The following is a 24,897-nucleotide window of genomic DNA, read 5'->3' on the forward strand; positions in this document are numbered from 1 at the left end:
ACAGGGCGGACGGCAGCCCCCCGATTGCACCGGCGAAGCGTTCGGCGTACCTAGGGGGAGCCGGCGCGGACGCCGGCAGCCCCGATGCCGCAGGCGACGAGACGGTTGATTTCCATGGGCGAGCGCATGCGCAAGGTATCCGAGTCCTTCGACCGCGAGGCGACGGTTGCGCCGGACGGTCCTGGCGTCAGCACGATTCTCCGCAACGCGCGGCTCAGCCGCGGGGAGGATCTGCGGACGGTGGCGAACACCCTGCGGATCCGGTTCGTCTATCTGCAGGCGATCGAGGACGGCCGCTTCTCCGACCTTCCCGGCAACGCCTACGCCGCGGGCTTCCTGCGCTCCTACGCGGAGCATCTGGAACTCGACGCCGACATGGTGCTGCGCCGCTTCAAGGACGAGGCGTCGGGAGTCGGCCGCCGGCCGGAGCTGTATTTCCCGACCCCCGTGCCGGAAGGGCGCATGCCGGGCGGGACGATCCTGCTGGGCACGCTGGTGCTGGCCGGAATCGCCTATGGCGGCTGGTACTATCTCTCCGCCACCGACCGCTCGATGGTGGATTACGTGCCCGCCCTGCCCGACCGGCTGGTGTCGCTGCTCGACGCCCTGCCCTGGTCCGGGAACGCCGCGACACAGACGGCGGAGGCACCGTCGGTGACGGTGCCGGTCGCCCCGCCGCCCGCGGCCACCGCGCCGACGGCCCCGCCGGCCGCGGCCCCCAAGGCGGTGCCGCCGCCCGTAGCGGCGACCGCGCCACCTCCCGTCGCAGCGACCGCGCCACCTCCCGTCGCAGCGACCCCGGCCGCACCCGCCTCGCCGCCGCCAGCCGTCCCGCCACAGGCCACCACCGCCGCGCCCGCGCGCTCCGCCCCACCGGCACCCGCACCCGCACCGGCACCGGCACCGGCCGTCGCCCCACCGGCGGCACAGCCGCAGACGGCCACCCTCCCCCCACCCGAGGACGACGAGCCGGACGCCGCGACCCAGGAGCCGACGCCGCTCACCCCGCCAGCCCCCGCGGCAGCCCCGGCCGCCCGCCCGCCCGAGACGGCCGCGGCGCCCACCCGCGTCTTCGGCAACACCACGGCGCAGGCGCGAATCCAGCTCCGCGCCACCCAGGACAGCTGGATCCAGGTGCGCGACACCAGCACCAACGAGCTGCTGTTTACCCGCGTGCTGCGGCCGGGCGATGTCTACCGCGTGCCCGACAAGCCGGGCATCCGCGTGCGCACCGGCAACGCCGGCGGCCTGATCGTCGTCACCGACGGGGTGGACGGCCCGCCCATGGGTGCCGTCGGTCAGGTCCTGCGCGACGTGCCGCTCGACCCGCCGCCGGCGCGTCAGGGCAGCGGCACCGCGCATTGACGCGTGATGCCGCTGACGTTGGGCCCAGGCAAAGCCGCAGGCTCAACGTCGGCCGCCCGGCAAGACGGTAAGATCGGTTTAAAGACGGCCGGAGTGGCGTGGATTCACGCCGCCTGATTGGCCTCGTGCTGCGTCAGCAGCGCGTAGATGGCGTCGGCGCTTTCCGAGCCGCGCAGCTTCTCGCAGATGGACTGGTCGCGCAGCAGGCGGGACACGCGGGCGAGCGCCTTCAGATGGTCGGCGCCCGCGTGCTCCGGGGCAAGCAGCAGGAAGATCAGGTCGACCGGCTGCTCGTCGATGGCGTCGAAGTCGATGGGTCGCTCCAACCGGGCGAACAGGCCGTGCACGCGATCCAGACTGGCGAGCTTGCCGTGCGGAATCGCGATGCCGTGCCCGACGCCGGTGGTCCCCAGCCGCTCGCGCTCCAGCAGGACGTCGAAGATGGCGCGCTCGTGCTGGCCCGTCAGCTCCGCCGCCCTGCGGGCGATCTCCTGAAGGGCCTGCTTCTTGCTGCCGGCCTTCAGGTTCGGAAGGATGGCGTGCGGGGTGATGAGATCGAGCATGACGCTTCGGATGGTTGCGAAAACCGCCGCCCGGTCAGGCGGCGGTGTTCTGCACGCCCGTCGGATCGACCCAGCCCACATTGCCGTCCTTGCGGCGGTAGACCAGATTCAACCCGCCATGGGCGCGGTTGCGGAACATCAGCGCCGGCAGCTCGGCCAGTTCCATCCGCATCACCGCCTCGCTGACCGTCAGGGTGTCGATGCTGGTCTGCATTTCGGCGACCACGATGGGCTGGGCAGCGTCCGGCGCTGCATCTTCGGCCTCCACATGGTGGTCGTCGGGCTCGGCTTCCAGGATCTGGTAGCGGGCCGGCACCGGCTCATGCTGGGCATCACCGTTGTGATGATCGCGCAGACGGCGCTTGTACCGACGCAGCCGCTTGCCGAGCTTTTCGCAGGCGGTGTCGAAAGCGGGGTAAGGCTCGTGGGCCTCCGCGACGCTCTGCAACACGATGTTGCGGCCCACATGGACCTGGATGTCGGCCTTGAACAGGCTGGCCTCGCGCGAGAAGACGACGTTCGCCTCCAGCGAGTTCGTGAAGTACTTGCCGACGACGGTGTTCAGGCTGTCCGCGACGTGGGTGCGCAGAGCGTCGCCGACGTCAAGCTGCTTGCCTTTGACGGTGAGCTGCATGTTCAAAAGGTTCCAAAAGTGGCCCGCAACGGACTTTCGTGGACGGGGCCCGCCCACACCGTGCGGGCGGGGACCTTAGTGGGGGCCGTCAAGGCTGTCAACGACCGCCCGGTTCGCGAGTACCGCACTACATGCCGGACGTCTTCGCGCGACGCCGCTGCACCGATGACGGTATTCGCATCGCTTCACGATACTTCGCGACCGTCCGCCGCGCAATGTCGATCCCCTCCCCACGCAAAATTTCGACAATTTTGTCGTCGGAAAGCACATCGGTGGGAGGTTCCTGGTCGATCATCGTCTTGATGCGGTGCCGCACGGCTTCGGCGGAATGGGCGGCCTGTCCATCGGCGCCCTGGATGGCGGAGGTGAAGAAATACTTCAGCTCGAACACCCCGCGCGGCGTCGCGATGAACTTGTTGGTGGTGACGCGGCTCACCGTGCTCTCGTGCATGCCGATGGCCTCGGCGATGTCGCGCAGGATGAGCGGGCGCAGATGCGAGACGCCGTGGATGAAGAAGGCATCCTGCTGGCGCACGATTTCGCCCGCCACCTTGAGGATCGTGGTGGCGCGCTGGTGCAGGGACTTGACCAGCCAGTTGGCGGACTGGAAACGTTCACTGACGTATTCCTTCTCCGCCTTGGAGCGCACCTCGGTGGAGATGCGGGCGAAATAGCGCTGGTTGACCAGCACCCGCGGCAATGTGTCCGGGTTCAGGTCGATCAGCCAGCCGCCACCCGGGCTGGGCCGCATCAGGATGTCGGGGGTGACGAGCTGCGCCGGGCTGTGGTCGAAGGCGAGCGCCGGTTTGGGATTCAGCGTCCGAATCTCCGACACCATGTCGGCGATGTCCTCGGCATCGACGCCGCAGACCTTCATCAGCCCGGCCAGATTGCGGGCCGCCAGCAGATCCAGGTTGTCGAGCAGGGCCGCCATCGCCGGGTCCAGCCGGTTGCGCTCCCTGAGCTGGATCGCCAAGCACTCCTTGAGGGAGCGGGCGAAGATGCCGGACGGGTCGAAGCGCTGGACGCGGGCCAGAACGGCTTCGATACGATCAAGACCGCACGCCAATTGTTCCGCAAGCCCAACGAGATCGGCGGAGAGATAGCCGGCCTCGTCCACCATATCGATCAGCGCCAGCCCGATCAGCCGGTCGCCACCGTCCGGAAGATCCACATTGAGCTGGCCGATCAGGTGGTCGCGCAGGGACACGGCACCGGAGAGCGTCGCTTCCAGGTTGGAGTCGTCGTCCTCGAACGACCCGCGCCCGCCGCGCTCCCCATAGGCTCCATAGATGTCGGACGAGCCCTCCGTCCCGTCGGAGAAGCGGTCGTCGCCGTAGACGTTCTCGTAATCGGTGTCGAGCGGGGTCTCCGACCCCATGGTGTCGGACGTGGTGAGGTCCACCGTGTCGCGGGTCCGCGTGTCCATCGGCGGCGGAGGACCATCCTCACCCGGAGGCTCGGGCGCCTCGCTGTTAGCGGCCGCGGCGCGCTCGCCCAGCTCGCGGTCGCCGCCATCCCGGTCGCTCTCGTCCCGCTCCAGAAGCGGGTTCTGCTCGATCTCGCGATCGATGAAGTCCGACAATTCCATGTTCGACAGCTGCAGCAGCTTGATCGCCTGCTGCAACTGCGGCGTCATCACAAGGGATTGCGTCTGCCGTAGGTCGAGACGTTGGGTGAGCGCCATGGGCCGGGAAAGAATTCGTTAGAGGCTGAACCGATCGCCGAGGTAGACCCGACGCACATCTTCGTGCGCCACGATCTCCGCCGGCTCGCCCTCCATTAGTACCATACCGTCGTGCAAAATATATGCCCGATCGACGAGGTCCAAAGTTTCACGCACATTGTGGTCGGTGATCAGCACGCCGATGCCGCGGTCGCGCAGATGCCCCACCAGCTCGCGGATGTCGTTGACGGCGATCGGGTCGATGCCGGCCAGCGGCTCGTCCAGCAGGATGAAGTGCGGCTGCGAGGCCAGGGCGCGGGCGATCTCGACACGCCGCCGCTCGCCGCCCGACAGCGCCAGGGCCGGGGCCCGGCGCAGATGGGTGATCGAGAACTCCGCCAGCAGCTCGTCCAGCATCTGCTCGCGCGCGTCGCGGTCGCTCTCCACCACCTCCAGCACCGAGCGGATGTTGTTCTCCACGCTCATGCCGCGGAAGATCGACGCCTCCTGCGGGAGGTAGCCGATGCCGAGTCGCGCGCGGCGGTACATCGGCAGCGCCGTGATGTCCTGCCCGTCCAGCAGGATGGTGCCCACGTCGGCCACGATCAGCCCGGTGATCATGTAGAAGCAGGTGGTCTTGCCGGCGCCGTTGGGGCCGAGCAGCCCCACCGCCTCGCCGCGCTGCACCGACACCGACACGTCGCGCACCACCGGACGCTTCTTGAAGGACTTGCCGAGGTTGCGGGCGATCAGCCCCTGTTCTGGTCCCGGCGGCGCCAGTGCGGCACCGTCGCCCTGTGTGTGAACGCTGTCCAAATCGACCGCCATCCTGCCCGTCGTCACCTTGCGGCCGGCGCTGCGGCGCCTGTTGCCTGGGCGGTGCCCGGCGGCTGGGATCCGGGGATCAGCAGCCCCCTCACCCGCCCGCTCGCGTCCTTGCCCGCGATCACCCGGTTGACCTTGGTGCGGGTGTTCATCTCCGCCGCCTCGCCGACGATCTGGTTGTCACCGCGGGTGATCTTCACGTCGCCGATCAGCACCGCCACCTCGTCCTTGACCGAATAGACCAGCTTGTCCGACGTGGCGACGTCGGTCGGGGTGGTGACCACCACGTTGCCCGACCCGTCGATGCGGGTCAGCTCCGACGCGCCGTTCGGCCCCTTCACGAAGGTGCCGATCAGCACGTCGGCCCGCATCCGGTCCTGGTTGCGCACCGCCACCGCGTCGCCGCGGGCGACCGCGAAGTTCTGCGCGTCGTAATACTCCAGCGTGTCGCGCGCCGTCACCAGATCGTTCTTGGTGACGAGCCGCAGCTCCTTGCCGGTCACCACGCCGAGTTGCCGGTCGGTGTCGTAGACGGCTCGGTCGCCGAACACCTCCTGCTGCGGGCTGACGATGTGCACGTTGCCTTGCGCCACCAGCTGGAAGATCTCGGTGCCCTTGTCCGGCACCTCGCGGTAATAGGCGGTCAGCACGTCGGCGAAGACGGTCGTCTCGCCGCGCTTGGCCGAGGCGTGGCCGCGGGCGACGTAGGCGCGTTCGGTCTGGTGCCACTCGATGGCGTTGTCGGCGTTGATCTCCACCGGCCGGCCGTCGGAGCCGCCGGGAAGCTGCTGCTGCGCCCATGCCGGCACGGCCAGCGCGAGGGCCACGGCGACCAGCAGGGACGCAAGCGGGACACGCGGCGCTCGCACGCTCATGGCTTGCCTCCTTTCGCGGCGGGAACGGCTGGCTTGCGGGGGGGCGGCTTGACCAGCGCAACGCCGGCGGGCGCGTCAGGCGGGACCTCGGCCGACTGCAGCACCGTCACCCGGGGCAGCGGCGGCACCGGGGTGGCCGGTGGTGCCAGACCGGCCGCGGGGGCGGGCGTGACCGGGGCCGCGGCCAGCGCCGGTGGCGGGGGTGCCACCGGCGGCAACAGGGCAGGACGCGGCGCGGCCGGGGTCACCCCCGGCGCCTGCGCGCCGGGCGCCACATTGGCCTTCGAGTCGTTCAGGAACACCATGGTCTTGCCGCGGTCGGACATGCGGAAGCCGATGGCGTCGATCTCCCCCTGCGGCCCCTGCCCCACCACATGGTGGTCGCCCCAGGCGGTGCCGGCGCGCACGTCGGAATAGGCCTCGTCGGTGGTGAACTCGCTGCCGTCGTCGCGCAGCACCCGGACACCGCCGACCATGCGCAGGATGCCGGTGGTGCGGTCGTACCAGCCGCGGTCGGAACGGAGCGTCACCCAGGTGCCCCCCGTCTCCGTCATCTCCGCCTCCGGCTTGTCGAGCGCCACGAGGCCCGGCTGCTCCTCCGACTGGTCGGCGCGGGAGGCGGTGAGGGAATAGGGCTGGTTCTGCTCGTCCGCGCTGAAATAGCGCGGCTTGATCATTTCGAGCTGGCCCTTGTCCGCCGCGATGCGGGCGCTCGGCAGCTCGGTCAGCGTCGGCCAGGCCGCCACCAGCGCCAGCATGGCGAGTGCCAGCGCCGGCAGCACGAACTTCAGCAGCGTCACGAAGCGGCTGTAGCCGCGGCTGACCGGCCGTGTCGCCCGGCGCTGGTGGACGCGCAGCACCGGCAGCTCGGCCGGCAGCGGCCGCAGGCCCGGCGAAGGACCGGCGGTTGTAGGGTCGGCGGGCCGGGCTTCGGCCGGCCGGCGCTCGACGAGGATGGGTTCGCTGCGGGCCATCGGCGCCTCAGGCCACGCCGGCGCGCAGGCAGTCGTGGATGTGCACGACACCGAGCGGCCGTCCCGCCTCCACCACGAACAGGGTGGTGATCTGCTTCTCGTTCATCACGCGCAAAGCCTCCACCGCCAGCGCCTTCGGCCGGATCGTCTTGGGGCGCGGCGACATGATGCGCTCCGCCCGCTCCGCCAGCAGCTCCGGCTTAAGATGTCGCCGCAGGTCGCCGTCGGTGATGATACCGGCGAGCGTCCCGTCGTCCTGCACCACGCCGACGCATCCCAGCCGCTTGGCGGTCATTTCCAGGATGACGTCGGCGATGGGCGTGTCGATGCGGCATATGGGCATCGCATCGCCATGATGCATCAGGTCGTTGACCGAGAGCAGCCGGCGGCCGAGTTGCCCACCGGGATGGAGCTGCCGGAAATCGGACTCGGAGAAGCCACGCCGCTCCAGCAGCGCGATCGCGAGCGCATCGCCCAACGCCAGCATCATGGTGGTGGAGGTGGTGGGCGCCAGCCCGTGCGGACAGGCCTCCGGCGCCTTGGGCAGCACCAGCGCCACATCGGACTGCTCGGCGAGCGTCGACCCGGCGCGGCCGGTGACGCCGACCAGCGGGATGCCGAAACGCCGGGTGTGGGCGACGATGTCGCTCAGCTCGCTGGTCTCGCCGGAGTTCGACAGGGCCAGCACCGCGTCCGCCCGCGTGATCATACCGAGGTCGCCGTGGCTGGCCTCGCCGGGGTGGACGAACTGGGCCGGGGTGCCGGTGGACGCCAGCGTCGCCGCGATCTTGCAGCCGACATGCCCGCTCTTGCCCATGCCGGTCACCACGACGCGGCCGGTCGCCCGCGCCAGCAGGTCGAGCGCGCCGCAGAAGGCGGCGTCCAGCCCGTCGGCCAGCGACCGCAGCGCGTCCGCCTCCATGCGCAGCACGCGCCGCGCGCTGTCCAGGTCGTCGGCGGCGGTGCTCAGTTGGGTGGTCCCCACAGGCACCGTGGCGCCGGGATCACGGTCGATGACGTCGCTCAAGGGCAATCGCGTCCCATCAGGTCTGCGGTCCGGGGGAGCCCGGATGTTCGCCGGGCAGTATGCCCACGCACCGGAACCGGGTCAAACCCGCGACCGGAGGGCCATGCCCCCTCTCGGTCCGGCGCATCAGTGTGCGAGGATGTCCGGCTCGTCCCAGCCGCCGAGGTCGAGGGCCGCGCGCGCCGGCAGGAAGCGGAAGCAGGCCTCGGCCAGGGCGGTGCGCTCCTCGCGCGCCAGCAGCGCGTCCAGCCGCTCCTTCAGATCGTGCAGGTGCAGCACGTCCGAGGCCGCGTAGCGGAGCTGGTCGGGCGACAGCTCCTCCGCCCCCCAGTCGGACGACTGCTGCTGCTTGGACATCTCCACACCCAGCAGGTCCTTGCACAGATCCTTCAACCCGTGCTTGTCGGTGAAGGTGCGCACCAGCTTGGACGCGATCTTGGTGCAATAGATGGGTTGGCAGGTGACGCCGAGATAGGCCTGGAAGACGGCGACGTCGAAGCGCGCGAAGTGGAAGAGCTTCGTCACCTCCGGATCGGTGAGCAGGCGCTTCAGGTTCGGCGCGTCGTAGCGGTCGCGGCGGAACTGCACGAGGTGGCTGGCGCCGTCGCCAGCGCTGAGCTGCACGAGGCAGAGGCGGTCGCGGGCGGGGTTCAGCCCCATCGTCTCGCTGTCGATGGCGACGCAGCCGCCGCGCGCCATGGACTTGAGGTCGAGGCCGTCGGGAAGATCGCCGTCGTGAAGATCGATGGGCATCGCCGGCCTCCGCGCCGTCAGCGTTGTATCCGATGATCCCCGGTCAAGTGTTGGCCGGGGGATTGTCGCAACTCATACCCCGGAAACGACAAACGCCGCAGTGCTTGTCCCCTCCCTTTCGGGAGGGCCGAAGCATGCGGCGAAGCCGGGTAGAATTTGGTGCCCAGGAGAAGACTCGAACTTCCACGACATTTCTGCCACAGGTACCTGAAACCTGCGCGTCTACCAATTCCGCCACCTGGGCTCGGTGTTGGTGAGCGGTGTTTTATTCAGGCGGCCGGGCCGTGTCAACGGGTTTTTTCATCGGCTTGCAACAAAATCGTATGCCCTCCTCCGAAGGGGGAAAACGCCGCACGGGCGTGGCGGACCTAGCCCCCGCGCGCGGCTTTCGCTATAAGCAACCGCCGAAGCCGGCCGTCCTGCGGCCGGCGGGGGCGCATGCGTTTCGCGAACGGCACGGGAGAAGGTCGATGTCCTATCGCAATCGGGTGATCACGGTGTTCGGCGGGTCGGGCTTCATCGGCCGCCATCTGATCCGGCGCCTGGCGCGTTCCGGCGCCGTTGTCCGCATCGCCACGCGCCATCCGAGCAAGGCCGCCTTCCTCAAGACCGCCGGCGCCGTCGGGCAGATCGTGCCGCTGGCGGTGGATGTGCGACGCGACGATTCGGTCGCCCGGGTGATCCGCGAATCCGACGTGGTCATCAACCTGATCGGCATCCTGCACCCGCAGGGCGGCTGGGATTTCGCCACCGCCCATGTGGACGCCCCCGCGCGCATCGCCCTCGTCGCCAAGGCCGAGGGGGTGGAGCGGCTGATCCACGTCTCGGCGATCGGTGCCGACGCCAATGGCACGGCGGAGTACGCGCGCAGCAAGGCCGCCGGCGAGCAGGCGGTGCTGGACGCCTTCCCCGAGGCGACCATCCTGCGCCCCAGCATCGTCTTCGGGCCGGAGGACCAGTTCTTCAACCGCTTCGCCGCGATGGCGCAGGTGTCGCCCTTCCTGCCGTTGATCGGCGGCGGCAAGACGCGCTTCCAGCCCGTCTATGTCGGCGACGTGGCGGAGGCCATCGCCAACGCCGCCGGCGATCCGGCCAGCAAGGGCCGCACCTACGAGCTGGGGGGACCGAAGGTCTACAGCTTCGAGGAGCTGATGCGGATCACGCTCCGTGAGATCAGGCGCAACCGCTGGCTGGTGCCGGTTCCCTGGAACATGGCGGAGTCGCTGGGCGGGCTGCTGGAGAAGATCCCGCTGATCGCCCCGCCGCTGACCCGTGACCAGGTGGAGCTGCTGCGCCGCGACAACGTGCCGTCCGGCACCCTGCCCGGCCTGGCCGATCTGGGCGTCGCGCAGCCGACCATGGTGGAGGTGATGGTCCCCACCTACCTCGTCCGCTTCATCGTGGGTGGCACCTACACCACCACGCGGAAGATCCGGGGCCAGGTCCCGGAGTAAGGCGCGGGTCGATCCCACGTTGGGGGCGCGTCACCGGGACGGTGCCCCACCGCGGCAGGCCGACGCGTAGGTGTCGATGAGCGCGGCGCCGACCGGGATGGAGAAGTCCTTACGGCCGATCAGGTCTTCAAGGTGGGCCACGCCCATCTCGACGAAGCGCGATCCCGGCTCCGCCGACAGCGCCTCCCAGCAGCGCACGATCGCGTCCTGCGTGGCGCACATGGCGCCGTCGAAGGTCCGGCAGGCACCCTGGACGCTGATCGCGGCGACGGTGAAGCCGGAAACGAACACGGTCCGCCCCTGGCGACCGATCGCGTCCAGATGGTCGTACTGATCCTTGAACTGGGCGAACGCGCCGCCGGCCGGCAGCAGAAGCGGCACGGCCAGCGCGAGGGCAGCCAGACCGCGGCGGTTCGGCCGGACTGTCATGCGTCCAGCGCGCCGGCGTCCAGCACCAGCACCCCGTCGGCGTCGGCGAAGACGAGGTCGCCGGGGGCGACGCGGATGCCGGCAAGGCTGATGGACAGGCCGGTCTGCCCCTCGCCGCGGCGCACGGTCTTGCGGGGGGTAGCGGCCAGCGCCTTGATGCCGAGGTCGAGCGTGGCGAGCACCGCCGCGTCGCGCACGCAGCCGTGGATGACCACGCCCTCCCAGCCGTTGTCCACGGCGCTCTTGGCGATCAGGTCGCCCATCAGCGCCCCGCGCAGGCTGCCGCCGCCATCCACCACCAGCACCTTGCCGGCCCCGGGCGTCGCCAGCAGCTCCTTGACCTTGGAGTTGTCCTCGAAGCACTTCACGGTCACCGCGGCACCGGAGAACTTCATCCGCGCCCCGAAATCGCGGAAGACGGGATCGGTGACGCGGGCGGTCGCCTCGAAGCGGTCGTAGAGGTCGCAGGTGCTGTCGAAGGTCATGGGTTGTCACTCGTCGCGCGTTTCGATGGGTCGCCGAATCCTGGCCAGCGCGCGCAAGAATGTCCATGATCAAGAGCGTTCCGCGACCCCGAAAGCGCAACACCGTGTCGCGATGCCGCGCTGTGCCTTGGAAGCACGGGGCCGCCATCCAATGTTCCACGAAGAGACCAACGACAGAAGCGGAGACCCCCGTGACCACCTTCACCGGACACGACACGCTCAAGACCCGCCGTCCGCTCACCGCCACCGGGCGCACCGTGGACTATTTCAGCCTGAAGGCGGCGGAGGAGGCGGGGCTCGGCGATCTGTCGCGGTTGCCCTTCTCGATGAAGGTGCTGCTGGAGAATCTGCTGCGCTTCGAGGACGGCCGGACGGTGACCGTGGACGACGTGAAGGCGGTCGCCAAATGGCTGGTCGACCGGCGCAGCGACCGCGAGATCGCCTACCGCCCGGCGCGGGTGCTGATGCAGGACTTCACCGGCGTGCCGGCCGTCTGCGACCTCGCGGCAATGCGCGAGGCGATGGCCGAGCTGGGTGGTGATCCGAAGAAGATCAACCCGCTGGTGCCGGTGGATCTGGTCATCGACCATTCGGTGATGGTGGATTTCTTCGGCACCACGAACGCTTTCGAGAAGAATGTCGACCTGGAGTTCCAGCGCAACCTGGAACGCTACGCCTTCCTGCGCTGGGGGCAGAAGGCCTTCGACAATTTCCGCGTGGTGCCGCCGGGCACCGGCATCTGCCATCAGGTCAATCTGGAATACCTGTCGCAGGTCGTGTGGACCGACGCCGATCCCAACGGCACCACCGTCGCCTACCCCGACACGCTGGTCGGCACCGACAGCCACACCACCATGGTCAACGGACTGGCCGTGCTCGGCTGGGGCGTGGGCGGCATCGAGGCGGAGGCGGCCATGCTGGGCCAGCCCATCTCCATGCTGATCCCGGAGGTCATCGGCTTCAAGCTGACCGGCAAGATGCGCGAGGGCACCACCGCCACCGACCTCGTGCTGACCGTCACCCAGATGCTGCGCAAGAAGGGCGTGGTCGGCAAGTTCGTGGAGTTCTTCGGGCCGGGGCTGGACGGCATGACGCTGGCCGACCGCGCCACCATCGGCAACATGGCCCCCGAATACGGCGCCACCTGCGGCATCTTCCCGATCGACGCCGAGACCATCCGCTACCTGACCTTCTCCGGCCGCGATCCGGAGCGCATCGCCCTGGTCGAGGCCTACGCCAAGGCGCAGGGCATGTGGCGCGACGCCGACAGCCCCGATCCGGTCTTCACCGACGTGCTGGAGCTGGACATGGGCACGGTGGAGCCGTCGCTGGCCGGGCCGAAGCGGCCGCAGGACCGGGTGCCGCTCTCCGGCGCCGCGCAGTCCTTCACCACCGACCTGACCGGCACCTTCAAGGCCGCCGACCCGAGCCGGGAGATCCTGGTGGCCGGCAGCGATTACGACCTCGCCCATGGGGCGGTGGTGATCGCCGCCATCACGTCCTGCACCAACACCTCCAACCCCGCGGTGCTGGTGGCCGCCGGCCTCCTGGCCAAGAAGGCGGTGGAGAAGGGGCTGAGCAGCAAGCCCTGGGTCAAGACCTCGCTGGCGCCGGGCTCCCAGGTGGTCACCGACTATCTGAACAAGGCGGGGCTGACACCCTATCTGGACAAGCTCGGCTTCAACACGGTGGGCTACGGCTGCACCACCTGCATCGGCAATTCCGGCCCCCTGCCCGATTCCATCGCCGCGGCGGTCGAGGAGGGCGACCTGGTGGTCGCCGCCGTGCTGTCCGGCAATCGCAACTTCGAGGGGCGGGTGAACCCGCACACCCGCGCCAACTACCTTGCCAGCCCACCGCTGTGCGTCGCGTATGCACTGGCCGGCAACATGCGGATCGACCTGACCAAGGACCCGATCGGCACCGACAGCGACGGCCAGCCCGTGTATCTGAAGGACATCTGGCCGACCAGCCAGGAGGTGAACGCGGCCATCGAGGCGTCGCTGACGCCGGAGATGTTCCGCAGCCGCTACGGCGACGTCTTCCACGGGCCGGAGCAGTGGCGTGGCATCGCCACGGCGGAGGGGCAGACCTACGCCTGGGCGGACAACTCCACCTACGTCAAGCTGCCGCCGCTGTTCACCGGCATGCCGCGCACCCCGGCCGCGGTGACCGACGTGAAGGGCGCGCGGCTGCTCGCCATCCTCGGCGACAGCATCACCACCGACCACATCTCCCCCGCCGGCTCGATCAAGAAGACCAGCCCGGCCGGCGAGTATCTGCTGAGCTGGCAGGTGCGCCCGCAGGACTTCAACTCCTACGGCGCCCGCCGCGGCAACCACGAGGTGATGATGCGCGGCACCTTCGCCAATATCCGGATCAAGAACGAGCTGCTGCCGGGCGTGGAGGGCGGCGAGACCAGGCACATGCCGGACGGTACGCGCATGCCGATCTACACCGCCGCCATGGAGTACAAGGCGGCGGGCGTGCCGCTGATCGTGGTGGCCGGCAAGGAGTACGGCACCGGCTCGTCCCGCGACTGGGCGGCCAAGGGCACCATGCTGCTGGGCATCCGCGCGGTGATCGCCGAGAGCTTCGAGCGCATCCACCGGTCCAACCTCGTCGGCATGGGCGTGCTGCCTCTCCAGTTCAAGGACGGCATGACCCGCCAGGACCTGAAGCTCGACGGGTCCGAGACCTTCGACGTGACCGGTGTCGAGGCCGGCATCCGCCCCCGCATGGACGTGACGCTCACCATCACCCGCGCCGACGGGTCAACGCAGGTGGTGCCGCTGCTCTGCCGCATCGACACGCTGGACGAGGTGGAATACTACCGCCACGGTGGCGTGCTGCCCTTCGTGCTGCGCAATCTGGCGGCGTGACGGGCGGGGCGCCGTTCCTGCGGGGACGGCGCCGCTCGATCGACGAAGGCGGCGGTCAGCCGACCGCCGCCCCACGCTCGGTGAGCAGGCTGCGCAGCACCGAGCGGTGGCAGCGTTCCTCCCGCTCGCAATAACAGCCGACGGAAAAGTCGGCCCCCTTGGACAGGGCGGCCAACAGGTCGAGCGTGCGGCGGACCGGCGGCTCGTCCATCTCCGCCCGGTAGGCGCGGACGAAGGCGGCCCACTCCTCCTCCGTTTCCGCCGCCTTGCCGCGGGCCATGAGATCGGCGCTGGGTGCCAATTCCGGAAACCACACGTCGAACCAGTCGTCCACGGCGTAGCGCTCCTTGCGAACGCCACGCGGCGGTCGCCGCACGGTGCCGATCCGCGTGCCCTCCCGTGGCAGACGCGGCGTGCCCAGCCGGACGATCCACACGCTCATGATGCCCCCGTGGCCGCGTCAATCATCCCCGTACAGCTCCTCCAGCCGCCACGCGCCGCCAAGCCGTGGCAAGGCCAGAACCGCGTCCGGCCCGGACAGCGGGTCGGACAACGTCCAGGAACCGCGCTCCGTGCGCGTCCAGTGTTCGACTCTGTACGCGTCCTGTTCGATGAGCAGGATGTCGGTCAGGCTGGGCACCGACTGGTAGGCGTGCAGCTTGCGCATCAGCTCCGTGGCGCGGTTGGACGGGGAGAGCACCTCCACCGCCACCAGCGGATCGCCCGGCCGCTCGCGCGTGCCGCCGCAATGGACCAGCACGTCGGGACCGAGCACGAAATCGCGGTCGAGACGCACCGGAAGGCCCGCCCCCGTCTGGGCTCGGCAAGGAAGGCGCCGCGCACGGATGGCGTTGGCCAGCGCCACCAGCACGCCGCCGGTGATGTCGGCGTGCCGCGCGGTCGGGAAGGCCTGCGCCACCACGATCACGCCGTCGATCAGTTCGGCCCGGCGGTCGCCGAAATGCATGGCCTGGAACTCCTCCAGGCTGACGGGGTCGATGCGCTCCGCAGGCTCGGCCATGGACCTCCTCCTCACCGGCTCGGGCTTGGATTGTGCCGCAAAGCCGCCGGCTTGGGAACGGCGCTCAGGCCCGCTCCAGCCAGCCGGCCGCCCGGACATCCGCGGCGTAGGAGCGGCTGACGGGCACGCGCAGGCCGTTGATGAGCAGCAGCGTCATCTTGCCGTCCGGCCGGCGCTCCACCGCGGTGACGGCGTGCGCGGCGACCCAGTGGGAACGGTGCACCTGCAGGCCCGGCACCCCGTCCAGCTCGGCCACCGCGTCGCGGAGCCGCATCAGGATCAGGTCGCTGCCGAGCGCGGTGTGAACGCGCACGTAATGGTCCTCCATCGCCAGCGCCAGCAGGTCGCGGCCGAGCCGTGCGGGGATGCGGGCGTGGAGCCGCGGTTCACCGGCCGGTCCGGGAGGCGGTGCGGCGGTGGACAGCGACGGCGGCGGTGCGACTCCGACCAGCCCCCGCTCGCGCAGCTCCAGCAGGACGGGGACCGCGGCGACCAGCACGGTGATGGTGCCGACGTACAGCGCCAGCTCCAGCAGGCCGGTCACGCTGAAGAAATCGTGGCCGCGCACGCTCCATTCCACGGCGGCGACGGCCACAGTCTCCAGCGCCGTCACGCCGAGCGCCGCCGCACCCACCACCCGCCCCCAGCGGCGCGCGTCGCCGCGCGCGACCCGCAGGGCGATCCACACCAGCAGCTCGAAGGCGGCGAAGCCGGCCAGGATCAACCCGCCCCAATAGGCCAGACGCGGCAGGGGCCGCAGGTCCTGGAAGGTGCCGAAGGGGCCGATCACCGTCAGCACCAGCACCGCCGCGAGGATCACGGGCAAGCGTTGCCGCAGCAGGCGCCGGCGGAAAGGCGCCGCAGGCCTGCCGGGTGCGGCCACGTGCGACGCTTCACGCATCGTGAAACGCCCCGTCCGTCGATTCACGAAGCCGGCGCCCGCACTCCGCGTACGGGCGCTGGAGCGTACGGGAACGCGTACGGCAATCAGGAAGCGAGCCGCTCGGCGGTTTCCTGCAAGGAGGCATCGATGAAGACCGTATCCCTGATGGTGGCGCTCGTCCTGTTCGGCACAGCCGCTCCGGCATCCGCGGGGGAGCTTCGCGCAACCGTCCGCAACGTCAAGCCCGAACAGGGGCGCGTGATGGTGGGCGTGTTCGACACCGCCGACGGCTTCCGGAAGGACCGTCGTCTGGTCGGGCAGATGCTGGTGCCCGCGGCGGCGGAGGTGACCGCCGTCTTCACCGACCTGCCAGCCGGGCGCTACGTCGTCGCCGTCTACCAGGATTTGAACGGAAACGAGTCGCTGGACCGGTCCATCCTAGGCATGCCGACCGAGCCCTACGGCTTCAGCCGCGACGCGGTCGCGCGCTTCGGCCCGCCGGCCTTCGAGGAGATGGCGCTGGAGCTGGGCGCCGCCCCCGTCGCCACCGTCATCACCCTGACGCCGTGAGGGCCGCCATGCAACGCCGTGCCTTCCTGACCGCATCGGCCGGCGCGCTCGCCGCCGCCACCCTGCCGCATGCGACCGCCCTGGCCGACACCCGCCCCGCCCCGCCCGACGACTGGGCCGCCGCCTTCGACGCCGCGTTGGCCGATGACCCCTGGCTGCTCGGCTGGAAGGGCGACGGGGTGGAGCGCGACGCCCCGCCCCTCACCGTCACCGGCCGCATCCCCGCCGGGCTGGCCGGCAGCCTCTACCGCAACGGGCCGGCCCGGCAGGTGGTTGGCGGCCAGCGCTACCACCACTGGTTCGACGGCGACGGCATGGTCCACCGCTGGGGTCTGTCGGCGGAGGGGGTGACGTACCGCGGCCGCTTCGTCCGGACCCGCAAGTTCGTGGCGGAGGAGCGGGCCGGCCGGCCGCTGGTCCCCGCCTTCGGCACGGTGCCGGACGGCGTGCCGCCGGTGGTGGCGGCCGGCGGCATGAACGTCGCCAACACCAGTGTGCTGCCGCTGGGTGGCCGCCTGCTGGCGCTGTGGGAGGGCGGCGCCCCCTACGCGCTCGATCCCCTCACGCTGGACACGGCGGGGGAGCACGCCTTCCGCCCGGACCTCGCCGGCCTGCCCTTCTCCGCCCACCCGAAGGTGGAGCCGGACGGCACGGTGTGGAACTTCGGGTCGAATTTCGAGGACGGGCGGCTCCTGGTCTGGCGCCTCGGCCCCGATGGCACCATGCGCGACCTCACCTTCCTGGCCGAGCGGTTCCGGGGGATGCTGCACGACTTCGCGGTGACCGAGCGGCATCTGGTCTTCGTGCTGCCGCCGCTGACCATCGAGCCATCGGCCTGGGGGCGCGGCTCCTTCCTCGACGCGCACCGCTGGGACGGCGCGGCACCCACACGGGTGGTGGCGGTGGACAAGGCCGACCTCGCCCGGCAGCGGGTGTGGGAGTTGCCCGCCGGTTTCGGCTTCCACACCGGCAACGCGTGGGAGGAGGCGGACGGCACCATCCGTTTCGACGTCGCCTGGGCGGCCGACGCCCGCATCGTGCTGCACGGCTTCCGCGCCATCATGCGCGGCGACCGGCTGGACGTGCCGCCGCCGCGGGCGACGCTGGTGACGCTGCGCCCCGACGGGCGGGTCGAGACCGCCCTGCTGGGGCCGGAAGCGGCCGAGTTCCCGCGGGTCGACCCGCGCGTGGTGGGCCGCCGCAACCGCGCGCTGTTCCACCTCGTCCACCCCGGGACCTCCCCCGGCCTGACCGCGGTGGTGCGCCGCGATCTCGAATCCGGTGCGGAGGACCGTTTCGACTACGGCTCCATGACGGCGGCGGAGGAGCATGTTTTCGTGCCGCGGCCGGGATCCGCGGTGGAGGGCGACGGCTGGCTGGTCGGCACCGTTCTTGATGTGGCGAAGCGGCGCACCGGCCTGTCCGTGCTCGACGCACGGCGGCCGTCGGACGGGCCGTTGGCGCAGGCGTGGCTGGACTCGGCCCTTCCGCTCGGCTTCCACGGGGCCTTCGTGGCGGCCTGACCGCAGGGCGGCGGCCTTTTCGTTTGCATGGTGGGGGCCGCTGGGCTACACACCCGCACCGTATGGCCGCCGTCCGGGCGGCCTCCACGGATCGACGCGCCATGCCGGAACCCGCCAACACCGCCCTGCTGCCCGCCGGCCTGCACGATGTGCTGCCGCCCGACGCGGCGCACGAGGCGGCGGCCGTCGAACGGCTGATGGCCGAGTTCGCCGGCCACGGCTACGAGCGGGTCAAGCCGCCGCTGGTCGAGTTCGAGGAGAGCCTGCTGGCCGCCTCGGGTGCCGCCATGACGCAGCAGACCTTCCGCCTGATGGACCCGCTGTCGCAGAAGACCATGGCGGTGCGGGCGGACATCACGCCGCAGGTGGCGCGCATCGCCACCTCCCGGCTGACCAAGGCACCGCGGCCCCTGCGCCTGTGCTACGCCGGGCAGGTGCTGCGGGTAAAGGGCACCCAGCTCCGCCACGAACGGCAGTTCGCCCAGGCCGGCGTCGAGCTGATCGGCGCCCTGGAGCCGGAGGCCGACGCCGAGGTGGTGCTGCTGGCGGCCCGCGCGCTGGAGGTGGTGGGGGTGCGCCGGCCGACGGTCGACCTCTGCGTGCCGACCATGGTGCCACTGATCTGCCGCGCGCTAGGCATCTCCGACGAGGACACCGCCACGCTGCGCGCGGCCCTCGACCGCAAGGACATCGCCGCGGTGACCGCGGTCGGCGGCCCGGCCGCCCCGCTGCTGGAACGGCTGATCGCCGCCTCCGGGCCTGCAGAACGTGCCATGCGGGCGCTGGAAGCACTGGAGCTGCCGGACGCCGCGGAGAAGGACCGGCGCCGCCTGCGCGCCGTGATGGCGCTGCTGCGCGCCGCGCAGCCGGACCTTACGGTCACCATCGACCTCGTGGAATACCGCGGCTTCGAATACCACAGCGGCCTGTCCTTCACCCTGTTCGCGCGCGGCGTGCGCGGTGAGCTGGGGGCGGGCGGGCGCTACCGCACCGGGACCGGCGGCGAGGACGCGGGGGAGCCGGCCACCGGCTTCACCCTGTTCATGGACACGGTGCTGCGCGCCGTTCCGATGACTCCGCCGCCGCGCCGGCTGTTCCTGCCGCACGGCACCCCGACGGACGTGGCCGCGCGGCTGCGCGGCGAGGGCTGGGTGACGGTGGCCGGGCTCGCCCACGCCGACGACGAGGCGGCTGAGGCCCGGCGCCTGCGCTGCGGCCACCGGCTGGCCGGCGGCGCCACCCACGCGGTTTCCTGAATTCCGGTTTCACGCTGCACCCCCGCCACAAGGCGGGGATTTCCCTGAGGAGAGGTCGAGATGACCAACGTTGCGGTGGTCGGCGCCCAGTGGGGCGACGAGGGCAAGGGCAAGATCGTCGACTGGCTGTCCAGCCGGGCCGACGTGGTGGTGCGCTTCCAGGGCGGCCACAACGCCGGCCACACGCTGGTCATCGGCGGCGTCACCTACAAGCTGAGCCTGCTGCCGTCCGGCGTGGTCCGTCCGGGCAAGCTGTCGATCCTGGGCAACGGCGTGGTGTTCGACCCCTGGGCCTTCCTGAAGGAGGTCGAGGGCATCCGCGAAAAGGGCGTGGAGATCACGCCGGAGAATCTGCTGATCGCGGAGAATGTGCCGCTGATCCTGCCGGTGCACGGCGCGGTGGACCGCGCGCGGGAGGAGGCCCGCGGGGCCGCCAAGATCGGCACCACCGGCCGCGGCATCGGCCCCGCCTACGAGGACAAGGTGGCGCGCCGCGCCATCCGGCTGTGCGACCTGTCAGACCCCGCGGTGCTGGCGGAGAAGGTCGACGACCTGCTGTTCCACCACAACGCGGTGCTGCGCGGCCTGGGTGCGGCCGAGGTGACGCCGGCCGAGCTGCTGGAGCCGCTGCGCGAGGTGGCCCCGAAGATCCTGCCCTATGCCTCGGTGGTCTGGCAGCGGCTGGACGAGCTGCGCCGCGCCGGCAAGCGCATCCTGTTCGAGGGCGCGCAGGGCGCCATGCTCGACGTCGATCACGGCACTTATCCCTTCGTCACCTCCTCCAACACCATCGCCGGCAACGCCGCCACCGGGTCCGGCATGGGGCCGCGGGCGGTGGGCTATGTGCTGGGCATCTGCAAGGCCTACACCACGCGCGTCGGCTCCGGCCCCTTCCCCACCGAGCTGAAGGACGACATCGGCGAACTGATCGGCCAGCGCGGCAAGGAGTTCGGCGTGGTCACCGGCCGTAAGCGCCGCTGCGGCTGGTTCGACGCGGTGATGGTGCGCCAAGCCATCAAGACCGGCGGCATCGACGGCATCGCGCTGACCAAGCTGGACGTGCTGGACGGCTTCGACGAGATCAAGGTCTGCGTCGGTTACCGGCTGGATGGCCGCGAGCTGCACCACCTGCCCGCGGCCGCCAGCGCGCAGGCGCGGGTGGAGCCGATCTACGAGAGCTTCGAAGGTTGGAAGGACAGCACGCAGGGTGCGCGCTCCTGGGCCCAGCTGCCGGCCACCGCGGTGAAGTATGTGCGCCGGGTGGAGGAGCTGATCGAGGCCCCGGTGGCGCTCTTGTCCACCAGCCCCGAGCGCGACGACACCATCCTGATGCACGACCCGTTCGCGGATTGACGTTCCTTCCCTCTCCCGCCGGAGGCGGGAGAGGGAGATATTAAGGCTTTCTTTGCCATTCCACGGCCATGAACGGTTCGTGCGCGTGTGCACTGCAAGGGAAGACCGACCGCCATGCCGTCCGATGCACAGACCGCCACGACGGATCGGGCGTCGGCCTCATCCGAGCCGGTGCGGCTCGGCGAGCGGTACGAGGTGCTTCCGGGCGGCGCGCTGCCGCACCTGAACGCCGCCGCCGGCGCCGCCTTCACCGCCCGTGCCCTGCGCGACAAGCGCACCGAACCTTTCGCGCTGATCTGCTCCGGCACCGTGCTGCCGCGCACCGACGTCATCGCCACCGTGTCCAACATGGACAACACCACGGTGATGCGGCTGCTCGACTACGGCGTCATCGACTGGGCGCCCGACCGGATGCGGCGCTTCGCGTTGATCTTCGAGAAGCCGGCCGGCCGCCGGATCATGAGTTCGCTCAGCGACACCATGGATCCGATGCCGGAGGACACGCTGACCCGGCAGATCCTCCACCCCATCGTCGGCGCGCTGAAGGAGATGGCGAGCCGCGGCCTGGTGCACGGGGCGATCCGGCCGACCAACATGTTCTACCGCGACCTGACGTCGGGCGTGCTGATGCTGGGCGAGTGCGTCTCCAGCACCCCCGGCTACGGCCAGCCGGCGGTGCTGGAGACGGTGGAGCGCGGCATGGCGGCCCCCGGCGGGCGCGGCCAGGGCACCACCGCCGACGACCTCTATTCGCTGGGCGTCTCGCTGGTGTTCCTGCTGCTGGGCCGCAACCCGGTGGCGGCCTATGACGACGAGCAGATCCTGCAGGCGAAGATCGAGCGCGGCTCCTACCCGGCGCTGATCGGCCAGACACGTCTGCCGCTCGGCATCACCGAGGTGATCCGCGGCCTGCTGGTGGACGACCCCAAGCAGCGCTGGACCCTGAACGACCTCGACCTGTGGCTGTCGGGCCGCCGTCTCAGCCCCAAGCAGCCGCAGGTGCCGCGCCGCGCCGCCCGGCCGTTGGAGTTCCAGGGACAGGAATACTGGCACTGCCGCACCCTGGCCCGCGCCATCGGCCGCTACCCGGCCGCCGCGGCCCCGGTGATCGAGAGCGGCGAGCTGGACAAGTGGCTGCGCCGCAGCATGGGTGACGACGCACGCGCCGACGCCGTCGCCACCGCCGTGCAGACGGCGAGTGCGGCCGGCAAGGGCGGCACCGCGTCCGACCGGCTGGTGGCGCGGGTGTGCATGGCGCTCGACCCGCCGGCCCCGATCCGCTACCGCAGCCGCGCGGTGATGCCCGACGGGCTGGGCCCGGCGCTGGCGGAGGCGTTCCTGCGCAACGAGTCGCCGCAGTCCATCGCCGAGATCCTGGGCAACCAGCTGCCGATGTTCTGGGTGAACGTGCAGCACGACTTCAAGCCGGAGTTCGTGCCGCTGGTGCACACCTTCGACCAGCTCCGCGGCTTCCTCGATCGCAGCACCCCCAGCCTGGGCATCGAGCGCGTGCTGTACGAGATGAACCCGACCATGCCCTGCGTCAGCCCGCTGGTGGTCCGCCAGTACCCCATCACGCCGCAGGACGTGCTGCGGGCGCTGGACTGGGCGGGGTCGGGCGGCGACCGGGCGCGCGAGCCGATGGACCGGCACATCGCCGCCTTCTTCGCCTGCCGCCACCGGCGCACGGAGGATCTGCTCTACACGCAGATCGCGCCCAACACCGAACCGATGCGCCGCACCATCGCCATGCTGACCATCCTGGCCGATGTCCAGGCGCGCACCGGCACCGAGCCCCTGCCACACCTCTGCCAGTGGATGCGCTCGCTGCTGGAGCCGGCCTTCCGCCGCTTCCACAGCCGCCCCCACCAGGAGGAGGTGCGCCGGCAGGCGGAAAGCGCGGCCAACGGGGGGCGGCTGGCCGAGTTGCTGAAGATCGTCGACGACCCCGACTCGCTGCGCAAGGACAAGACGGACTTCGAGGCGGCACAGATCGCCTACCGCGAGGCCAGCGGCGAGATCGAACGGCTGCGCGCCACCATCCGCGATCGCGAAGGCATCATCCAGGGCTCCGGACGGCAGGTGGCGGCCATCGCGTCCAGCCTCGTGTCCACCGTGCTGGTGGCCGGCATCATCGTTTTCTACGCGCTCTGACGGGAGACGGGACCGACCATGGCGGCGAAGGGAAAGCGGCGCGGCAACAAGGGCCGCAACATCTGGCTGTTCCTGCTGCTGATCCTGCCGGCGGCGCTGGTGGTGCTGCCCACCAGCATCGTGTTCGGGGTCGGGATGATCCCCACCATCGTCGCCTACGTCACCGACCGCGACCCGGAGAAGCCGGCGCCCATCACCGTCGGTGGCCTGAACTTCTGCGGCTGCATGCCCTACGCCATCGACCTGTGGAGACACGGCCACACCATCGGCGCCGCCGCCAAGCTGTTCCTCGACCCGCTCGCCTGGCTGGTGATGTACGGGGCGGCGGCCATCGGCTGGGCCTTCTACTACGCCATCCCGCCGATGGTGGCGGGGGTCGAGGTCGGCCGGTCGGAGAAGCGCATCGAGGTGCTGAAGGCGCAGAAGGTCGCCCTGGTCCAGGAATGGGGACCGGAGGTCGCCGACGATCTGATCGACGAGATCGGCGGCGGGGAGATCGGCGCGGAGATGTGAAGCGTGTTCAGTGCCGGGCGTACACTTTTGGCTCGCCGCGGCCGAACAGCACGACCTCGTAGGGCTGGCCGGGGTTGTCCATGCCGGGGGCGCTCTGCGGCATGCCGGGGACGGACAGGCCACGACCGGCCGGACGCTCGGCCAGCAGACGGCGCACGTCGGCCGCCGGCACATGGCCTTCCACCACATAACCGCCGACGACCGCCGTGTGGCAGGACTGGAGCTCGTCGGGCACGCCGGCTTCGGCCTTGACCGGGGTCAGATCCTCGATCATGCGCACGGTCACGGTGAAGCCGGCGCCGCGCATGTGCTCGACCCAGCCGCCGCAGCAGCCGCAGGTGGGCGACGCCCAGACGGTGACGTCGGAACCCGCGGCCAGCCCGACGAGCGGGGCCAGCCCGGCGGCGACGGCGCCCAGCGCCACGGATCCGGCGAGCGAGGCGAGGAAGGTGCGGCGGGTCAGGCTCATGGTCGGTCACGCGTGTTGCGGTGTGTCTGGAGGGTGATCATAGGCACGCCCACGACCGCCGCCTTGATCCTGGTCAAAGTTCGGCAGCCTTCCATTCACCGCCCCAGATCCCGCAGCAACGGGTCCCACAGCTCCGCATAGACGGACAGTTGCCCGCTGTCGCAGGAGCGGAAGAAGCGGATGGCCACGTCGGAGGGGATGACCACCTCCGGCGCCTCCATCAGGGCGGGGTCGAGAAGCGCGTCGGAGCCGCGGATCGTGTTGGCGTAGCGGGTGAAATTGGATTGCAGCGCGGCGATGCCGGGGCGCAGCATGAAGTCGATGAATTGCAGGGCCACATCCCGGTTCGGGGCGCCCGTCGGCACCACCAGCGCGTCGGACCAGATGATCAGCCCCTCTTCGGGGTAGATGTAGCGGAGGCTGGGGCGCCGTTCGCGGGCGCGCAGCGCGTCGCCGTTCCAGGCGATGCCGATCCCGATGCGTCCGCTGGACAGCACGTCCACGGAATCGGCGATGCTGTAGACGCGCTCCTTGTGGATCATCGGGCGCACCAGATCGATGGCGCGCTGGAGCTGCGCGCGGTCCGACGTGCATTGCGGCAGGCCCAGCCACAGCAGCGCCAGCCGCAGCGTCTCTTCCGCCCCGACCAGGAAGCCGGTGCGGTCCTTCAGCTCGGGCGGCGGATCGAACAGCAGTCGGATGGAACGTTCGGTTCCCGCATAGACCGCGGTGTCCACCACCAGCGACGTGGTGCCCCAGTGGAACGGCACGCTGTAGGCGTTGCGGCGGTCGTAGGGGGGCGAGCGCCAGCCATCCAGGATGTTGGCGTAGCCGGGCAGCCGTTCCGCCTCGATCGCCTCCAGCTCGCCGCGCGCCGCCATGCCCGGCACCTCGTAGTCGGGCGGCATGGCGATGTCGTAGGTGCCGGGCCGCTCCGCCAGCCGCCGTTTCTGCTCGCTGACCGACAGGAAGGTATCGACCGTCACCCGGTGGCCGGTCTCCGCCTCGAAGCGCTCGACCACCAGCGGGGCCAGATACCCCTCCCAGGCCAGCACACGCAGGTCTCCGGCCACCGCCTGTGACAGGATGCCGCCCGGAACGATCACCGCTATCGCGGCGAACACGCAACGCAAGCTCGCCATCATGCTCCCACTCACCGCGTTTGGGTCACGCTTGGCCCGGATGATAGAGTGCTTCCGGCCGTCCACCATAGATCGTTCGGC

At 70.5% G+C, this 24,897-nt stretch carries 24 protein-coding genes and 1 tRNA gene; 9 read left to right on the forward strand and 16 right to left on the reverse strand.

Annotation, left to right across the window (positions count from 1 at the left end; translation table 11 throughout):
* Positions 1-126: 126 nt before the first annotated feature.
* Entirely contained in the window at positions 127-1,365 is a 1,239-nt protein-coding gene (locus tag HL658_RS27265; RefSeq protein WP_246337936.1) for a helix-turn-helix domain-containing protein, read from the forward strand.
* Between the two features lie 104 nt (positions 1,366-1,469).
* Here the strand turns inward: HL658_RS27265 and ptsN are convergent, their stop codons facing one another.
* The 9 genes from ptsN to HL658_RS27310 all read right to left on the reverse strand — a co-directional run bounded on the left by ptsN (position 1,470) and on the right by HL658_RS27310 (position 8,926).
* A complete protein-coding gene (ptsN, locus tag HL658_RS27270; protein ID WP_180285526.1) occupies positions 1,470-1,928 on the reverse strand; it encodes a PTS IIA-like nitrogen regulatory protein PtsN in 459 nt (152 codons plus the stop codon).
* A gap of 34 nt (positions 1,929-1,962) precedes the next feature.
* Entirely contained in the window at positions 1,963-2,562 is a 600-nt protein-coding gene (gene hpf, locus HL658_RS27275) for a ribosome hibernation-promoting factor, HPF/YfiA family (RefSeq protein WP_180285527.1), read from the reverse strand.
* A gap of 127 nt (positions 2,563-2,689) precedes the next feature.
* Positions 2,690-4,249 (reverse strand): RNA polymerase factor sigma-54, encoded by a 1,560-nt coding sequence (rpoN, locus tag HL658_RS27280; RefSeq protein ID WP_180285528.1) that lies wholly within the window; start codon positions 4,247-4,249, stop codon positions 2,690-2,692.
* An 18-nt stretch (positions 4,250-4,267) separates the two neighbouring features.
* A complete protein-coding gene (gene lptB / locus HL658_RS27285; protein ID WP_180285529.1) occupies positions 4,268-5,056 on the reverse strand; it encodes an LPS export ABC transporter ATP-binding protein in 789 nt (262 codons plus the stop codon).
* Between the two features lie 11 nt (positions 5,057-5,067).
* Entirely contained in the window at positions 5,068-5,928 is an 861-nt protein-coding gene (locus HL658_RS27290) for an LptA/OstA family protein (protein WP_180285530.1), read from the reverse strand.
* Complete coding sequence (lptC, locus tag HL658_RS27295; RefSeq protein WP_180285531.1) at positions 5,925-6,902, reverse strand: LPS export ABC transporter periplasmic protein LptC; 978 nt, start codon at positions 6,900-6,902, stop codon at positions 5,925-5,927. Before lptC ends, HL658_RS27290 begins: the two co-directional genes overlap by 4 nt.
* Before the next feature lie 7 nt (positions 6,903-6,909).
* Positions 6,910-7,824 (reverse strand): KpsF/GutQ family sugar-phosphate isomerase, encoded by a 915-nt coding sequence (locus HL658_RS27300; protein ID WP_180285593.1) that lies wholly within the window; start codon positions 7,822-7,824, stop codon positions 6,910-6,912.
* Between the two features lie 231 nt (positions 7,825-8,055).
* Positions 8,056-8,682 (reverse strand): ribonuclease D, encoded by a 627-nt coding sequence (locus tag HL658_RS27305; protein ID WP_180285532.1) that lies wholly within the window; start codon positions 8,680-8,682, stop codon positions 8,056-8,058.
* A 157-nt stretch (positions 8,683-8,839) separates the two neighbouring features.
* Positions 8,840-8,926: transfer RNA gene (locus tag HL658_RS27310), tRNA-Leu, on the reverse strand.
* Between the two features lie 226 nt (positions 8,927-9,152).
* On the opposite strand from HL658_RS27310, the gene HL658_RS27315 reads away from it, so the two are divergent.
* Positions 9,153-10,136 carry a complex I NDUFA9 subunit family protein gene (locus HL658_RS27315; protein WP_180285533.1) on the forward strand — a complete coding sequence of 328 codons (984 nt, stop codon included), beginning with the start codon at positions 9,153-9,155 and terminating at the stop codon, positions 10,134-10,136.
* Between the two features lie 30 nt (positions 10,137-10,166).
* Here HL658_RS27315 and HL658_RS27320 read toward each other — a convergent pair whose 3' ends face one another.
* On the reverse strand, positions 10,167-10,565 hold the full coding sequence (locus HL658_RS27320; RefSeq protein WP_180285534.1) for a hypothetical protein: 399 nt from the start codon (positions 10,563-10,565) through the stop codon (positions 10,167-10,169).
* Positions 10,562-11,050 carry a ribonuclease E activity regulator RraA gene (gene rraA, locus HL658_RS27325; RefSeq protein WP_180285535.1) on the reverse strand — a complete coding sequence of 163 codons (489 nt, stop codon included), beginning with the start codon at positions 11,048-11,050 and terminating at the stop codon, positions 10,562-10,564. The genes HL658_RS27320 and rraA overlap by 4 nt, the downstream gene beginning before the upstream one ends.
* A 191-nt stretch (positions 11,051-11,241) precedes the next feature.
* On the opposite strand from rraA, the gene acnA reads away from it, so the two are divergent.
* Positions 11,242-13,932 carry an aconitate hydratase AcnA gene (gene acnA, locus HL658_RS27330; RefSeq protein WP_180285536.1) on the forward strand — a complete coding sequence of 897 codons (2,691 nt, stop codon included), beginning with the start codon at positions 11,242-11,244 and terminating at the stop codon, positions 13,930-13,932.
* Positions 13,933-13,987: 55 nt separating this feature from the next.
* On the opposite strand, the gene HL658_RS27335 is transcribed toward acnA, so the two are convergent.
* The 3 genes from HL658_RS27335 to HL658_RS27345 all read right to left on the reverse strand — a co-directional run bounded on the left by HL658_RS27335 (position 13,988) and on the right by HL658_RS27345 (position 15,773).
* On the reverse strand, positions 13,988-14,374 hold the full coding sequence (locus HL658_RS27335) for a DUF488 domain-containing protein (RefSeq protein WP_180285537.1): 387 nt from the start codon (positions 14,372-14,374) through the stop codon (positions 13,988-13,990).
* A gap of 18 nt (positions 14,375-14,392) precedes the next feature.
* Positions 14,393-14,953, reverse strand: coding sequence for a Uma2 family endonuclease (locus HL658_RS27340; protein WP_180285538.1), 561 nt, complete (start codon positions 14,951-14,953; stop codon positions 14,393-14,395).
* A 64-nt stretch (positions 14,954-15,017) separates the two neighbouring features.
* Positions 15,018-15,773, reverse strand: coding sequence for a LytTR family DNA-binding domain-containing protein (locus HL658_RS27345; protein WP_343055372.1), 756 nt, complete (start codon positions 15,771-15,773; stop codon positions 15,018-15,020).
* Between the two features lie 210 nt (positions 15,774-15,983).
* Between HL658_RS27345 and HL658_RS27350 the strand changes: the two genes are divergently transcribed.
* The 6 genes from HL658_RS27350 (at position 15,984) to HL658_RS27375 (ending at position 23,205) form a co-directional block, all read left to right on the forward strand.
* Positions 15,984-16,406, forward strand: a complete 423-nt coding sequence (locus HL658_RS27350) for a DUF2141 domain-containing protein (protein WP_211109862.1) — start codon at positions 15,984-15,986, stop codon at positions 16,404-16,406.
* Between the two features lie 8 nt (positions 16,407-16,414).
* The gene (locus HL658_RS27355; protein ID WP_180285540.1) at positions 16,415-17,929 is read left to right on the forward strand and encodes a carotenoid oxygenase family protein; all 1,515 of its coding nucleotides are present in this window, start codon (positions 16,415-16,417) and stop codon (positions 17,927-17,929) included.
* A gap of 101 nt (positions 17,930-18,030) precedes the next feature.
* Complete coding sequence (locus HL658_RS27360) at positions 18,031-19,185, forward strand: ATP phosphoribosyltransferase regulatory subunit (RefSeq protein WP_180285541.1); 1,155 nt, start codon at positions 18,031-18,033, stop codon at positions 19,183-19,185.
* Positions 19,186-19,245: 60 nt separating this feature from the next.
* Entirely contained in the window at positions 19,246-20,538 is a 1,293-nt protein-coding gene (locus tag HL658_RS27365) for an adenylosuccinate synthase (protein WP_180285542.1), read from the forward strand.
* 114 nt (positions 20,539-20,652) lie between these two features.
* The gene (locus HL658_RS27370; RefSeq protein WP_180285543.1) at positions 20,653-22,692 is read left to right on the forward strand and encodes a serine/threonine-protein kinase; all 2,040 of its coding nucleotides are present in this window, start codon (positions 20,653-20,655) and stop codon (positions 22,690-22,692) included.
* An 18-nt stretch (positions 22,693-22,710) separates the two neighbouring features.
* Positions 22,711-23,205, forward strand: coding sequence for a hypothetical protein (locus HL658_RS27375; RefSeq protein WP_180285544.1), 495 nt, complete (start codon positions 22,711-22,713; stop codon positions 23,203-23,205).
* A 7-nt stretch (positions 23,206-23,212) separates the two neighbouring features.
* Here the strand turns inward: HL658_RS27375 and HL658_RS27380 are convergent, their stop codons facing one another.
* Both HL658_RS27380 and HL658_RS27385 read right to left on the reverse strand, forming a co-directional pair.
* Positions 23,213-23,674 (reverse strand): DUF411 domain-containing protein, encoded by a 462-nt coding sequence (locus HL658_RS27380; RefSeq protein WP_180285545.1) that lies wholly within the window; start codon positions 23,672-23,674, stop codon positions 23,213-23,215.
* Between the two features lie 95 nt (positions 23,675-23,769).
* Positions 23,770-24,819 carry an extracellular solute-binding protein gene (locus HL658_RS27385; RefSeq protein WP_180285546.1) on the reverse strand — a complete coding sequence of 350 codons (1,050 nt, stop codon included), beginning with the start codon at positions 24,817-24,819 and terminating at the stop codon, positions 23,770-23,772.
* Between the last annotated feature and the right edge of the window lie 78 nt (positions 24,820-24,897).

Source organism: Azospirillum oleiclasticum (assembly GCF_013423485.1).
In the GTDB taxonomy this organism is placed as follows: Bacteria; Pseudomonadota; Alphaproteobacteria; order Azospirillales; family Azospirillaceae; genus Azospirillum; species Azospirillum oleiclasticum.

What these genes read in the sequence shown, in the direction of transcription:
- ptsN (WP_180285526.1), bottom strand. Translation starts at nt 1,928, where the DNA reads ATGCTCGATCTCATCACCCCGCACGCCATCCTTCCGAACCTGAAGGCC.
- HL658_RS27380 (WP_180285545.1), bottom strand. Translation starts at nt 23,674, where the DNA reads ATGAGCCTGACCCGCCGCACCTTCCTCGCCTCGCTCGCCGGATCCGTG.
- HL658_RS27370 (WP_180285543.1), top strand. Translation starts at nt 20,653, where the DNA reads ATGCCGTCCGATGCACAGACCGCCACGACGGATCGGGCGTCGGCCTCA.
- HL658_RS27355 (WP_180285540.1), top strand. Translation starts at nt 16,415, where the DNA reads ATGCAACGCCGTGCCTTCCTGACCGCATCGGCCGGCGCGCTCGCCGCC.
- lptB (WP_180285529.1), bottom strand. Translation starts at nt 5,056, where the DNA reads ATGGCGGTCGATTTGGACAGCGTTCACACACAGGGCGACGGTGCCGCA.
- rraA (WP_180285535.1), bottom strand. Translation starts at nt 11,050, where the DNA reads ATGACCTTCGACAGCACCTGCGACCTCTACGACCGCTTCGAGGCGACC.
- HL658_RS27340 (WP_180285538.1), bottom strand. Translation starts at nt 14,953, where the DNA reads ATGGCCGAGCCTGCGGAGCGCATCGACCCCGTCAGCCTGGAGGAGTTC.
- lptC (WP_180285531.1), bottom strand. Translation starts at nt 6,902, where the DNA reads ATGGCCCGCAGCGAACCCATCCTCGTCGAGCGCCGGCCGGCCGAAGCC.
- HL658_RS27290 (WP_180285530.1), bottom strand. Translation starts at nt 5,928, where the DNA reads ATGAGCGTGCGAGCGCCGCGTGTCCCGCTTGCGTCCCTGCTGGTCGCC.
- HL658_RS27300 (WP_180285593.1), bottom strand. Translation starts at nt 7,824, where the DNA reads ATGGAGGCGGACGCGCTGCGGTCGCTGGCCGACGGGCTGGACGCCGCC.
- HL658_RS27265 (WP_246337936.1), top strand. Translation starts at nt 127, where the DNA reads ATGCGCAAGGTATCCGAGTCCTTCGACCGCGAGGCGACGGTTGCGCCG.
- HL658_RS27375 (WP_180285544.1), top strand. Translation starts at nt 22,711, where the DNA reads ATGGCGGCGAAGGGAAAGCGGCGCGGCAACAAGGGCCGCAACATCTGG.
- HL658_RS27320 (WP_180285534.1), bottom strand. Translation starts at nt 10,565, where the DNA reads ATGACAGTCCGGCCGAACCGCCGCGGTCTGGCTGCCCTCGCGCTGGCC.
- HL658_RS27365 (WP_180285542.1), top strand. Translation starts at nt 19,246, where the DNA reads ATGACCAACGTTGCGGTGGTCGGCGCCCAGTGGGGCGACGAGGGCAAG.
- HL658_RS27315 (WP_180285533.1), top strand. Translation starts at nt 9,153, where the DNA reads ATGTCCTATCGCAATCGGGTGATCACGGTGTTCGGCGGGTCGGGCTTC.
- rpoN (WP_180285528.1), bottom strand. Translation starts at nt 4,249, where the DNA reads ATGGCGCTCACCCAACGTCTCGACCTACGGCAGACGCAATCCCTTGTG.
- HL658_RS27305 (WP_180285532.1), bottom strand. Translation starts at nt 8,682, where the DNA reads ATGCCCATCGATCTTCACGACGGCGATCTTCCCGACGGCCTCGACCTC.
- HL658_RS27360 (WP_180285541.1), top strand. Translation starts at nt 18,031, where the DNA reads ATGCCGGAACCCGCCAACACCGCCCTGCTGCCCGCCGGCCTGCACGAT.
- hpf (WP_180285527.1), bottom strand. Translation starts at nt 2,562, where the DNA reads ATGCAGCTCACCGTCAAAGGCAAGCAGCTTGACGTCGGCGACGCTCTG.
- HL658_RS27385 (WP_180285546.1), bottom strand. Translation starts at nt 24,819, where the DNA reads ATGATGGCGAGCTTGCGTTGCGTGTTCGCCGCGATAGCGGTGATCGTT.
- HL658_RS27335 (WP_180285537.1), bottom strand. Translation starts at nt 14,374, where the DNA reads ATGAGCGTGTGGATCGTCCGGCTGGGCACGCCGCGTCTGCCACGGGAG.
- HL658_RS27350 (WP_211109862.1), top strand. Translation starts at nt 15,984, where the DNA reads ATGAAGACCGTATCCCTGATGGTGGCGCTCGTCCTGTTCGGCACAGCC.